Below are 11,938 nucleotides of genomic sequence, written 5' to 3' on the forward strand. Positions count from 1 at the left end.
TGGCCTCGTCAGCCAGGCCGGCCGTGCCCGCTTTCGCGGGCGGTCTGCGCGATCCGTTCCAGCACCTTCACCAGCTGTTGCTTGTCGGCCTCTTGAGCGCCGCCCAGGAAGCTGGTGATGGTCCGAGCATTGACGCCGACGCCTCCGAGCTCGGTCATCAGCTCGTGTGCTTTGCGGTCGGTCTCGTCATACGGCAGCGCGAATTCCGCGGCCGGCACGCGAGGGTCAAGCAAATCCGGATGGATCCGCCAGAACGCGGCCAATGCCCGGTTGACCGACGGACGGGTGTTCTCCCGGACCCCGCCCTTGAAGTTATGGAGCGCCTGTTTGGTCACGGGAATCCCGCTGCGGGCCTGAACCCATCGTGCTACCAGCGGTACCCGGGCGACAAAACTCCGGAACCCGGGGGTTCTGTCGGCGACTAGACGTGCAATCTCCTCGGGATCGACGACGGGCTCGCCGTCGAGCGCGTAGTAGGTCGACTCGTGATCGAACAGGTACGTCAACCGCTCGGCGAACGTGTCCAGTTTGAGCAGTTCGAGGGTGAGCTGCTGCTGCGCGGCGTAGGAGCGATGCGGCAGCGGCGAGGTCAGGTGCTCCGGCGACGTCTCTTCCCAGTCCTCGAAAACGGGCTCATCTTCATACCGTCGTCCCACGCTGCCCCCGAACCTCGCTGTCATTACCGCGCGTGGACTACGCGGTGATTGCTCATATTTGACACATCGCGAGTTGCGTCTACCATCGAAGCAAAGAGCCACACTCGTTGCGAGTATCTTCCGTTCACGGAGAGAAAGCAACCCACGCCACCCCGTCCAGGGGGTTGGAGCACGGTCCCGCTGTGACCGCCGCACCCTTCACCGGCGCACCACCACCGCTGAGGGGAGGCCCGTCATGGTCGCATTCGAGGACCTACCTGCGGATGTCCGCTCCAGCGTGGACTCGCCGACCACCAGGCGGCAACAGACCACTCCTGCCGACGGCGCAGTCGAGCTGGTCGATTGGTCGGCGTTCGGCCGTGTCGTGCCGATCCTGGCCGCCTCTCCCGGCGCCGGAGCGACGAGTACTGCCGTCGTTATCGCCGACGCGCTGCAGCTGGCGGGCCGGTCGGTGCTGCTCATCGACGCCGGCGATCCGGTCCGATCCGGACTTGGGCGGGCCGCGCGCACTGATGGTCCCCGGCGGGACGGCCCCAGCTCCGCGGCGGGCATCCGGTTCTCGCGGCGCGCCCAAGCGATACTTGCCCGCCTGGAGGTGGTAGAGAGCGCCGCCGAGCCGGTGGTGTTCCCGCCGCCCCCATACTGGCACCCTGCCGGTGGTCGCGGCATCGATGTGACGGTGGTGGACATCGGCCACGACCCGTGGCGGCTGGCAACCAACCCTGCGCTCGGGCCGGGCCAATGGCTGCGCGTCGGCAGCCCCTCACCGATACCCGCGCTAGTGGTACGGCCCACGGTGCCCGGACTCGCGCACGCCGAACAGGTCCTGGCCCGGCTAGAGCCGTGGGTGCGGACCGCAGCGGTGACTCCGCCCACGCAACTGCTCGTCGTGGGTGCCCGCCGATGGCCCAAAGGCGTGGCCGGTACCGCGGGACGCCGCACCAGCGTCCTGCTACCCGACGCGGCGTTCTTCCCTCACGAGCGTGACGTTGCCGACCACGGCATCACGGCCGACGTGACACCCTCTGCGCTTCGCTCACCCGCCGAACAGCTGCTCCGTTCCTGGCACATGCTGCAGCCGCCGACACGCCGCCTGGCTCTGCGGTGGCCGCGAATCGTCCGCGGCCGCGTCTCGGACCCCGACACCGGCTGAGCCCATCCCGCCGTTCAGCCGAGAAGAACTTCAACGCCCTCCCACCTGACCCGCTCGACGTGACGTCGGGCGGTGCGATGTGGAGGGCGCGATGTCCGCGCACATTTTCATCGACTGGCTCGCTCAGATCCCCGACCCGCATCCGGTGCAGCCCGAGGTCGGCGGCGACAAGATCCTCGGGCTGCTCAACAACGTCAAGTGGGGCGCGGGCGTCGCGCTCATCGCCGGTTTCTTCATCGGGCTGATCGTCTGGGTCGGCGGCCGCTGGGTCGACCATCACCGTGCCGGGAAAGTCGGCGTCGTCATGATGCTCTGCGCCGTAGCCGGCGCGATCCTCTACGGCATCGGCTGGTCGCTGATCAACAGCTTCGCGGGCGGCTGAGCCATGTTCACCACCACGCCGCGGCGCTCCCGCACGCGAACGCGCCACCTGATCCTCATCGCCGTCCTGATCGTCGCCGCAGTCGCGGTCGTGCTCGTCGCTCGGCAGGCAACAGCACCACCGTCGCCCCCGCCGGCCGCGACTCCGCCCGGCGCCGCACCCTCGCCGACACCCACGGCGCCGGTCGACGAGGCGACCGCCTTGGCCACCCGGCCCATGCTGACCCTGCCGACCGAAGCGGCCCTGCCGCACGAACTCACCACCGCCACGGCCGGCCCGCCGATCACCGTGCCACGAGGTGCGCCGATCGCGAACCGGGTGATCTCCGACGGCTTTCCGGCTACCGCGGAAGGTGCGCTGGGCTGGCTGACCGCGTTCAACGAGTCCGCACTGCGCGGCGGCGACCCGGACACCTACCTGCGGGCCTACAGCGAATCTGCGCTTCCGCACGCCCCGTCCCCGCAAGGCAGCGGTCCGCTCGCGTTGCTGACCGCGTTCCGCGACGAAGCCGGCATCCGCCCCGGCGAGCTCAAGCCTGGCCTGACGGTGACCTACGACGTGTCCCAGGGCCTGATCAAGGGCACTGCCGACGGCGGCCGGTTCGCGGTGGTGTGCACGCTCGGGCAGCTGAGCGTCGACTACCAAGGCCAGTCCACGCGCATGGGTATCGGCGACTGCCAGGCCCTGCGCTGGACCGGTGCCGCGTGGCGGATCGCCCCCGGCGCCCGCGCCGCCTACGCCGCGTCGGCGTGGCCGGGCAGCGCCGAATCGGTCGCGGCCGGCTACCGGCCCCTCAACCGCGAGGGTGACCGATGACGCCCGCGGAGATCGAGCTGCTGAAGGCACTGGGCAGGCTAGCCGGCTTAGGGGCCAAAGCGAGCGCCGTCGGGGTTCTCGAACAGCTCATGGCAGCGACCTGGTCCGCGGCCTTGTTCATCCTGCGCACGGCATTCCAGCTAATCGACCAGTTCTCCATCTTCACCGTGTCCACCACGGACGGGCCGGTGTCGATCCTGTGGCCGATGACGCTGTGGATCTCCGGGGTCATCGCACTGGGGATGTTCTTCTGGCAGATCATCACCACCGTCCTCCACGGTGGCCGCGGCTTCGTCCGCCTGATCACCGGCCCGGTTCAGTACGGCATCGCTCTCGCGGTGACAGTCGGGGTGCTCGCAGCGTTCCTCGCCGCCGCCGACGGCCTGACCGAGGCGATTCTGTCCACCGGGCTGCGGGTGGGGAACTTCCGCGACGCGTTGAACATGACCGGCTTCACCGACGCCCTCTCCGATGAGGTCAAGAACGTCGTGCTCGGCTTGGCCGGCGCCTTTGGGGTCATCCCGGCTGGGCTGGGTTTCGCGTTCGAGGCCGTGTTCCGCGAGGCCGCGATCTACATCGTGGTCGCCACAGTCCCGATCGCCGCGGCCGGGCTGGTGGCGGACGCGACCGCGCGGTGGTACTGGAAAGTCGTCCGATGGGGCCTGGTCGCCGTCGTGATGAAGCCCGCTCTGGCGTTCGTTGTGGTGCTGGCCGTGGCGATCGTCGGTGGCGCGCAAGGGGTGTCCGGGCTGCTGGCCGGTATTGGGGTGCTGTTCGTCGCGCTGTGTGTGCCGCTGGTGCTGTTCAAGCTGTTCGCCTTCATCGACCCCGACGCCGACCCCCAAGGCGTTTTCCGGGACAAGCTCTCGGACGCGGGGTTGGACTCCTACGGCTCCAACAGCATCGCCGGGCGCATGGCCGGAGTGTTGTCGAAGAAGGCCCGCAAAGAGATGGGCAACAACGACAAGGGCGGCGACAGCGAAGATGGCAGCGATAGTCAGGACCAGGCGAACATCGACCGCTTCGACCTGGCGGCCGCCGAGGAGACCATGAATGCCGGACCGCCCACGGGGGCCGGCGACGCGAGCGCATCCGACGGCGAGGGCGGGAGCGGCACAGATTCCCAAGACGATGCGCCCGGAGCCGGCACCCCCGACAGCGGCGACGGGGGTGATCGGGGCGGTGACCCGGCCACCCGCGTGACGGACCCGCCCGCCCCCGAGGCCGCCGGTATGGACGGCGCAGGCGTAACCGGGTCCGTCGACGATGGTGGTGACGGCGGGGAATCGCCACCGCCGCAACCGCCCGGCGATACCGGTCCGCCGACGCCGCCGACTCCGAAGCCCCCGGGCGGTCCGCCCCCCGACGACGGCGGTGGCGCGGCGGCCGGGGAGGCCGAGGAAGCAGCGGTGCTGCTGTGAGCGCCGCGACCCGGATCTACAAAGGACTGTCCCGCAAGGAACACGCGGGCTGGATCGTCGGGCTGACACCCGTGCAGGCGTTTGTGTGTGTCGGGCTCGCCGTCCCCGTCATTCTCGCGGTGTCGGCGGGGCGATTCGGTCAGGCACTGGCCTTGGGCGGGCTCTGCGGCACGGTGGCGGCGCTGGTGGTGGTGCCCGTCCGCGGCCGCCCGGCGCTGCGCTGGCTGGGGCATCTGCTGCTCTACCGCGCCGGCATCGCGCTGGGGTGGTCCCGGTGGCAGTCGCGCGCAGTCACCGGCCAGACCCACGACCTGGACGAGCCGGATCTGCCTGGGGTGCTGGCCCGGCTGCGGTTCCCCGACGGGCCGCCGCTGCGCGACGTCGGCCGCGTCTGCTTGATCCACGACACCGTCGATGGACGGTGGGGTGCTACCGCCCGGCTGACCCACGCCGGTGTCGGGATGCTGTCGGACGCGCAATGCGAGCGGCTGGCCAACCGGCTGGGCAACCTGCTGTTGTCGATCGGGCAGCGGGAGGTCATCGACCGGATGAGCCTGCTGGTGCGCACCGTGCCCGACGACGGCGCCGACTATCAGGCTTGGCGCGCCGAACACGACGTCCCCGACGCCCCCGCGCTCGCTCGCCAAGCGTCTGAGGAGCTGGACCGGCTGGTCGGAGCCGTGTCAGTCCGGCACGAAGTGTTCGTCACCCTCTCCGGCACCGAAGACGCCCTGCGGCGGCCGGCCGCCGCGGCTGGCGGTGGGGTCGCCGGGCGAGCCGCGGTGCTCTACCGCGTGCTGGACGGGCTCGAGGACAAGCTGAAGTCCCTCGGCGCCACCGGCGTCAAGTGGCTCTCCGGTCCGGAACTGGCGGTGGCGATCCGCACCGGGTTCAACCCGGCCACCGCGCGAAGTCTCGCCACGCGCCGCCACCAGGCCGGCGGCGACGCCGGTGTCCGCTGGGCGACCGCGGGTCCGGCGCACGCTCCGGCCCCCTCGCCGAGAGCGTACTACCACGACGGATTCGCGACAGTGTCCTACTCGGTGTTAATGCCGGAGGCGGGGACGGTGTTCGGGTCGCTGGGTGGGCTGCTGGCGGTCAAGACCGCCGGCGAGCGCCGCAGCCTCGCCATCCACTACGAGACCCTGTCCCAGCACCGGTCCCGCAAGGCGGTGCGGCGGCTGCGGTTCCGCACTGGCGTGGTGCGGGACTGGAAGTCCTCGAAGGGCTTCAACTCCGGCGCCGCGGAGGCCCGTGAGGCGGGCGGGGCGCGGGCGCAGGAGCACGCCGTCGCGGCCGGGCACGGGATCGTCCGCTTCGCCGTCGCCGCGGCGGTCACGATCCCGGATACGTGGAATGTCGAGGACCACGCGGCCAAGCTGGAGAACGACATCGCGGGCCGTTTCCAGCTGCTGCGGATGGAACTCGCCCAGGATGCCGGGTTCGTCGCGGCCGTGTTGCCGGTCGGTGTGGGGCTGCCGCGGCTGCGCGGCGGTGCATCGTGAGCCGCCGCGACGGCGAGCGGACCGCCGCGGAACTGCTCGCCACTTTCGGGCCCGCTGTCGGCACGCGGTCGCCGAGAAGTCGGCGTCCGGCCGATCGCGGCGCGCGGGTAAACCGCCGGGCGGCACCGCGGCGGGGATTTGCCCGGTCAGGGTACGGGTGGTCGCCCGTGGCGGCGCCGCTGCAGGTCTATCAGGCCGGCACCCATGAGATCGGTGGCCTGTTTCCGCTGCTGGTTGCGAGCCCGCTGCCGGCGGTCGGGGCGCGGATGGGCTACGACGTCCACTCCGGCGGCGCGTTCTACCTGCATCCGGTCGAGTTCGTCCTGCGCTCGATCTGCACCAACCCGAACATGGTCCTGTTCGGCGAGCCCGGCCGCGGCAAGAGCTCCACGGTGGTGGCGTTCCTGCTGCGGATGATGCTCACCGGGGTCCGCACCCTGATCTCCGGCGATGTCAAAGGCGAATACACCCCACTTCTCAACGCCTTGGGCGTCACGCCGATCATGCTGGGCCGCGGCAGCAGCGCCCGCCTCAATGCCCTCGACCTCGGCCCCTTGGCCGCTCGCTGGGACGCGTGGTCGACCGCTCGGCAACGCGATGAGCTGGACGGGGTGCTGGGCCGGTGGGTGCAGCTGCTGGTCGCGCTGGCCGAAGCTCAGGGCTACCGGCCGACCGTCACCGACGAAGCCGCGCTCTCGGCGGTGCTGCGGCTGCTGCTCGGCGTCAGCGACGGCTACACCCGCCTGGCGCCGATCACCATCCCCGACGTCCACCGGGCGATGTCCGACCCGGACGAGCAGCTCTGGTCGAGCCTGCGCTTCGCCGGCCGCCGTCAATTCCTGGACCACCTGCGCTCGATCACCGACGCGCTGGCCAATCTGGTCAGCGGACCCCTGGCCGGGCTGTTCGACGCCCCGACGAACTTCACCGTCGACTGGAACGCCCCCATCCAAAGCCTGGACCTCTCGCGGCTGCGCACCCGCGGCGACCAAGCCGTCGCGGTCGCCTTGACCTGCCTGGGTTCATGGTCGTCGCTGGCCACGGATCTACAGGAGGACGGGGAGCTCCGGATCGTCGTCCGCGACGAGATCTGGCGACAGCTTCGCCTGGGGCTGCGCGCGGTGCAGGCCGTCGATAGCGAGCTGCGGCTCTCGCGCGCAGAACGCAAGATCCAGGTCCTGGTCAGCCACAAACCCGGAGATTTCCTCTCCGTCGGCGCCACCGGTTCCCAGGAAGTCGCCATCGCCAGGGACCTGCTGGCCCTGTGCTCGATCCGTGTCCTGCTGGGACAGTCCACGCGGGTAGCCAGCGAACTAGCTGATGTCCTTGCCCTGTCCGAGAAGGAACAGGAGGCCACGACCGGCTGGGCCAACGACCGTCAAGGCCGCGCGTTGTGGAAGATCGAAAACCGGACCGGGCTTCGGATTCAGACCGTGCTCAGCCGGATCGAACGGCAGATCTTCGACACCAACGCCCAGCTGGTCCGCAAACCGAACCCATCACCCACCAACGACGTGACGGCGACGTCACCATGAAGCCCACCGGGATGTTCGCTGCCGCTTGCGGTGCGCTGACCGGATTGGTGTTGCTGCCAATCCTCACACTCGCGCTGATCGTCGGGCCCGCAGCGACCGCGTCGATGGTGCCACTGGCCGGGTGTGAGCAAGGCGGCCCGGGTGGTGGCTCAATCGTGGTGGACCGGCAGCCACTGGGCGCCAGCGAGATGGACATCGCCCGCACCATCGTCGATGTCGTCCAGCAACGCCGCCTGCCCCGCCGGGCCGCGGTTCTCGCGATCGCCACCGCGATGGTCGAGTCCGGGCTGCGCAACCTCGACTACGGCGACCGCGACTCGGTCGGGGTGTTCCAGCAACGCCCGAGCCAAGGCTGGGGCACCCGCGAGCAGATCCTCAACCCTGTTTATGCCACCGGCAAGTTCCTCGACGCCCTGATTGCGCTGCCCGGCTGGGACACCATGGCCCCGGGACGGGCGGAGCAGGCGGTGCAGCGCAGCGGCTTCCCCGACCGTTACGCCCCACGCGAGGCCGCCGCCGCAGGCATCGTGGATCGGTTTTGGACCGGCCCCGACAACCCGACCCCAACCGTGCCGCCCGGCGGCGGCACCGAGGTAGTGCAGGCGAAGTCGCTGTGCCCAGATCAGGACGGATCTGACATTCCGCGTGACCCGGGCCAGGTGGACCCGACGAAGCTGCCGCTCGGGTTCACGTTGCCGACCGATGTCCGCCAGCGCGCCGCGGTCGGCTTCGCCCTCAATCAGCTCGGCAAGCCGTATGTGTGGGGCGCTAAAGGCCCGAACGCCTACGACTGCTCCGGGCTGATGCTTGCAGCGTGGGCCGCCGCCGGGATCGGGATCCCGGCCGGCACCGTCAGCCAGGTCCATGCCGGGCACGCCGTCGCCTCGCTCCAGCAGGTGCAGCCCGGGGATTTGCTGTTCATCCCCGGCTCCCTCGGCACGGCACAGGTACCGCGGCACGTCGGGATGTACGCCGGGCACGGCCTGATCGTCGACGCCTACGACACCGACACCGGCGTCATCCTCGAACCGCTGTCGGCCTGGACCTCGAAGATCGTTGCGATCCGCCGGATCGCCGACCCTAGCTCGCCCTCCCCGCCACCGGGAGGGAGCCCACTGTGATGAACCTCGTGGTCCCGCTTTCTCCCGCTGTCCGGGAGGGAGCGGCCGATGCCGCGCACACGCACCGACACACTCAACCTGGACCGCGACGTCGCTTTGATGGGCCTCGCGGTCGCCGCCCTGGCGATCCTCTGCGCCCTCGGCGCGATCGTCGTCATTGCGGCCGTTCTAGTGACCGGTTTCTCCGCCGGCACGTGGACCTGGCCACCGATCACCACGTGGCCGGGCTTCGCGCTCACGGCCGCCTTCCACGCCGCCGATCCCGGGCCGGCGCTGCCGGGTCCGTGGTCGGCCGCGGTCAGCGACCACCAGGTCGCGTTCTACGTCTGGTTCACCACGATCACCATGCTCGCCGCCGGCCTCACGGTCGGTGCCGCGGTGCCCGTCTGGCGACGGGTGGCGCCGTCTGATTCCGGGCACGCCACCCGCCGGGACGTCGCGAAGACCCTGTCGGTCGCGGCTGCGCGCAAAGCTGCCGCGTGGACTCGCGCCGATCTCACCGACGAGCAACGCCGGACCGCACCGGTCGATGAGATCGCGGTCCCGCTGCACCGCGGGCCCCGCCGCCAGCAACTGGTGACGTCGCTGGAAACTCCGACCGGAACGATCGCCCCAACTCGCTCGGGCAAGAGCCGCACCGACCTGGTGCACAAGGTCCTCGCCGCCCCGGGCGCCTTGGTCGCCTCAACGACCAAGAACGACCTCGCCGAGTGGTGCCTGCTCGCTCGTACTCGCCGCCCAGGGGCCGGTCCCGTTCTGGTGATCGATGCCACCGGCACGCTGTCCTGGCCGGCCCACGCTCGTTGGTCCCCGGTCTCCGGCTGCGCCGACCCCGCGGTCGCGCTGCGCCGCGCCGAGACGCTGATCGAGGCATCCTCGCTCGGGCTGGAGAACGTCGGTGGCAACGACGCGGTGTTCCGCGGCCGGGCCACGATCGTCATGCAGGCCTACCTGCTCGCCGCCGCCACCCATCACCGGACCGTCGATCATCTCGTGCGGTGGTCGATCGCCAAACCCGCCGACCGGGAACCCGTGGAGCTGCTGGAGCGGCAGTATCCGCAGCTGGCGCAGAACCTGGAGTCGGAGATCGGGATGGTCGCCGAGACCTCCGACGCGGTCTGGATGAGTGTGCGGCGCGCGATCGAGCCGTTCATGAACCCCGCCATCCGCTACTTCGCCACCCCAGGCCCGGCCGAGGAACTGAACATCGACGAGTTCCTGAACCGCCGCGGCAGCCTGTTCATCATCGCCGGGGAGCACCAGGCCCCGCAGGCCCGGCCGGTGCTGACCGCGCTGGTTGAGCAGATCCTCACCACCGCCCAGGACACCGCGCTGCGCCGCGAACGCCGCCGGCTGGAACCGCCGACCACCGCGATCCTGGACGAGCTGTTCGCCGGTACTCCGGTGCCGCGGCTGCCGGCGATCATCGCCGACTCCGCCGGCCGCGGCGTGCTGATCCACTGGTCCGCGCAGTCCCGCTCGCAGCTGGACGAGCTCTACGGCGAGCCGGGTCGGCTGCAGCTGATCGACAACACCCTCACTCTGACGGCATTCCCAGGGTTGAAGGACGACAAGACGCTCGAGTGGCTGTCGACGCTGTCCGGGCAGCACCGCCGTCGCACTCATCAGCACCACAGCGACGGGCTGTTCAGCGTCGGGCGCGGCGCCAGCGGCGAGGAAACCGTCCCGACGCTGCGCCCCGGCGACATCCGCACCCTCGACCGCGGCCGGGTACTGATCCTGCACGGAAACTTGCGCCCGATCCTCGGCCGCACCGTGGACGTCGAACAACGCCCGGACTGGCCCCAGCTGCAGTCCGACGTCGCCGTGATCCGCTCCGGCCAGGCCGCGATCACCTCCGATGGCTACCCGCTGACGCTGCCCGGTCCAGGTGATCTGCGATGAGCGACGACGACATCGCCGCACGCCCAGACGACAGCGCCGACCACGACGGACCGCAACCGCGGTCACTGGACGAGCTCACCGACGCGGTGGCCGGGCTGGAAATCGTGGCCAAAGCCCTGCGGCAGCAGATCGAGCAGCTGTCGGCCAAGCTCGCGGAACTGACCGACGAGCCCGAGAGCGACCCGCGGCTGGCGCGGTGGCTGACGTTCCTGCCACCGGCGGCCGCCGAGGACAAGCAGCATCGCGGGGAATCGCCGTTGTTCACGATCGCGCACTTCGTGCAGTACTACAACGACACCTACGTCGGCAATCCCGGCACCCGGGCGGTCGCGATCCCCGACTGCTGGCTGGACCATCCGGGCCTGGTCGCCGAGATCGCCACCCTCGCCTACACGTGGCGCGAGGCCCACCTGGGCAAGAAGGCTACCGCCCGTGACGCGCAGTACTGGCACGACCACTGGCGCCCTGGCTTCGCCGAACGCATGACCACCGAGTGGGTCCACCAGCGCTGCCGCTCCGACGGACACAAGACCGCCGGCGCACCTTCCCGTCCCGATCGCTTCACCCTGGAGCACCGCGAACGGGAAGCGCAAGCAGCAGACCAGACCGGCGCTACCGGCCCGCCGAGCGCGCTCAGCCGGCCATGACCGCGCACGGAGACCGTCGCGCACCGACGTGCCCAGCGGGCGCCTGGTTCGTCCGTGTGCCGGTGATCGCGTTGTACGTCGTGTGCGTTGCCGGCGCGAACTGGTTGGCCGAGCACTTCGGCGCCGTCGGCGTTGGACTCGGACTGCAGGCGGCCGCGGCAGTGTATGTGGCGGGTCCGGTGCTCGTCGTGCGGGACTGGGTGCAACGCCTCGCCGGACTGCGGGCGTCGCTGCTGGCCGTCGCCGTGGGCACGGTGCTCTCCTACGTGGTTGCCGGCCCAGCCATTGCAACGGCGTCCGCGGTGTCGTTCGTCGTCAGCGAAGTGCTCGACGCGGTGGTCTACTCCGTCCTCGTACCGCGCCAGGGCGTCGTGGTTGCAGTGCTGTGCAGCGGGATCGTCGGTGTCGCCGCCGACTCGGTGTTGTTCCCGGCGATCGCATTCGCATCCCTCACGCTGACACCAGGTCATCTGCTGGGCAAGGCGTACGGCGTCGTCGTCGGAACGATACTGACCGCCCTCGCACGCCGCCGGCCATGAGATTTCTGCTCGGCACGCATCGGCCGCACTGGCTGGCGCTGCTCGATGTGCCGCTGTTCGTGTCCGACCGGACCTTGCGCCGGTACAAGACTTTGCCGGTCGCGTCGTGTGATTGGGCCTGTGATTCCGGAGGTTCTCCAGCCTGTCTGGAACCGTCTCATTGCTTCACCCAGATGCCACTCTCTTCGTGGCTCGTTAGGCCCTCCGCAATGACTGTTGATCATGGATATGCGGAGGGTTCGTTGGAGCTGTACTTCA

Annotated in this window: 11 protein-coding genes and 1 pseudogene; 11 read left to right on the top strand and 1 reads right to left on the bottom strand. The window is 70.1% G+C overall.

The window, feature by feature from the left end; all coding sequences use genetic code 11:
- Positions 1-8: 8 nt before the first annotated feature.
- Entirely contained in the window at positions 9-656 is a 648-nt protein-coding gene (locus ACLJPY_RS35705) for a hypothetical protein (protein WP_410595392.1), read from the bottom strand.
- A 235-nt stretch (positions 657-891) separates the two neighbouring features.
- Between ACLJPY_RS35705 and ACLJPY_RS35710 the strand changes: the two genes are divergently transcribed.
- From ACLJPY_RS35710 to ACLJPY_RS35760, 11 genes and pseudogenes are all read left to right on the top strand, one after another.
- Positions 892-1,809 carry a hypothetical protein gene (locus ACLJPY_RS35710; RefSeq protein ID WP_410595393.1) on the top strand — a complete coding sequence of 306 codons (918 nt, stop codon included), beginning with the start codon at positions 892-894 and terminating at the stop codon, positions 1,807-1,809.
- A gap of 91 nt (positions 1,810-1,900) precedes the next feature.
- A complete protein-coding gene (locus tag ACLJPY_RS35715; protein WP_410595394.1) occupies positions 1,901-2,191 on the top strand; it encodes a hypothetical protein in 291 nt (96 codons plus the stop codon).
- Between the two features lie 3 nt (positions 2,192-2,194).
- Positions 2,195-3,007: a hypothetical protein gene (locus tag ACLJPY_RS35720; RefSeq protein WP_410595395.1), complete on the top strand. Its 813-nt coding sequence runs from the start codon at positions 2,195-2,197 to the stop codon at positions 3,005-3,007.
- The gene (locus ACLJPY_RS35725) at positions 3,004-4,428 is read left to right on the top strand and encodes a hypothetical protein (protein ID WP_410595396.1); all 1,425 of its coding nucleotides are present in this window, start codon (positions 3,004-3,006) and stop codon (positions 4,426-4,428) included. Before ACLJPY_RS35720 ends, ACLJPY_RS35725 begins: the two co-directional genes overlap by 4 nt.
- Positions 4,425-5,933, top strand: coding sequence for an SCO6880 family protein (locus ACLJPY_RS35730; protein WP_410595397.1), 1,509 nt, complete (start codon positions 4,425-4,427; stop codon positions 5,931-5,933). The genes ACLJPY_RS35725 and ACLJPY_RS35730 overlap by 4 nt, the downstream gene beginning before the upstream one ends.
- Positions 5,930-7,468 carry an ATP-binding protein gene (locus ACLJPY_RS35735; RefSeq protein ID WP_410595398.1) on the top strand — a complete coding sequence of 513 codons (1,539 nt, stop codon included), beginning with the start codon at positions 5,930-5,932 and terminating at the stop codon, positions 7,466-7,468. Before ACLJPY_RS35730 ends, ACLJPY_RS35735 begins: the two co-directional genes overlap by 4 nt.
- On the top strand, positions 7,465-8,589 hold the full coding sequence (locus tag ACLJPY_RS35740) for a C40 family peptidase (protein ID WP_410595399.1): 1,125 nt from the start codon (positions 7,465-7,467) through the stop codon (positions 8,587-8,589). Before ACLJPY_RS35735 ends, ACLJPY_RS35740 begins: the two co-directional genes overlap by 4 nt.
- Before the next feature lie 48 nt (positions 8,590-8,637).
- Entirely contained in the window at positions 8,638-10,494 is a 1,857-nt protein-coding gene (locus tag ACLJPY_RS35745; RefSeq protein WP_410595400.1) for a type IV secretory system conjugative DNA transfer family protein, read from the top strand.
- The gene (locus tag ACLJPY_RS35750) at positions 10,491-11,141 is read left to right on the top strand and encodes a hypothetical protein (RefSeq protein WP_410595401.1); all 651 of its coding nucleotides are present in this window, start codon (positions 10,491-10,493) and stop codon (positions 11,139-11,141) included. The genes ACLJPY_RS35745 and ACLJPY_RS35750 overlap by 4 nt, the downstream gene beginning before the upstream one ends.
- 62 nt (positions 11,142-11,203) lie before the next feature.
- Entirely contained in the window at positions 11,204-11,680 is a 477-nt protein-coding gene (locus ACLJPY_RS35755) for a VUT family protein (RefSeq protein ID WP_410595402.1), read from the top strand.
- Positions 11,677-11,938: pseudogene (locus tag ACLJPY_RS35760) on the top strand (hypothetical protein); the annotation flags it as partial. The gene ACLJPY_RS35755 and the pseudogene ACLJPY_RS35760, both read left to right, overlap by 4 nt.

Source organism: Amycolatopsis sp. lyj-23, from assembly GCF_046549135.1.
In the GTDB taxonomy this organism is placed as follows: Bacteria; Actinomycetota; Actinomycetes; order Mycobacteriales; family Pseudonocardiaceae; genus Amycolatopsis.

What these genes read in the sequence shown, in the direction of transcription:
- ACLJPY_RS35720 (WP_410595395.1), top strand. Translation starts at nt 2,195, where the DNA reads ATGTTCACCACCACGCCGCGGCGCTCCCGCACGCGAACGCGCCACCTG.
- ACLJPY_RS35710 (WP_410595393.1), top strand. Translation starts at nt 892, where the DNA reads ATGGTCGCATTCGAGGACCTACCTGCGGATGTCCGCTCCAGCGTGGAC.
- ACLJPY_RS35745 (WP_410595400.1), top strand. Translation starts at nt 8,638, where the DNA reads ATGCCGCGCACACGCACCGACACACTCAACCTGGACCGCGACGTCGCT.
- ACLJPY_RS35715 (WP_410595394.1), top strand. Translation starts at nt 1,901, where the DNA reads ATGTCCGCGCACATTTTCATCGACTGGCTCGCTCAGATCCCCGACCCG.
- ACLJPY_RS35740 (WP_410595399.1), top strand. Translation starts at nt 7,465, where the DNA reads ATGAAGCCCACCGGGATGTTCGCTGCCGCTTGCGGTGCGCTGACCGGA.
- ACLJPY_RS35725 (WP_410595396.1), top strand. Translation starts at nt 3,004, where the DNA reads ATGACGCCCGCGGAGATCGAGCTGCTGAAGGCACTGGGCAGGCTAGCC.
- ACLJPY_RS35750 (WP_410595401.1), top strand. Translation starts at nt 10,491, where the DNA reads ATGAGCGACGACGACATCGCCGCACGCCCAGACGACAGCGCCGACCAC.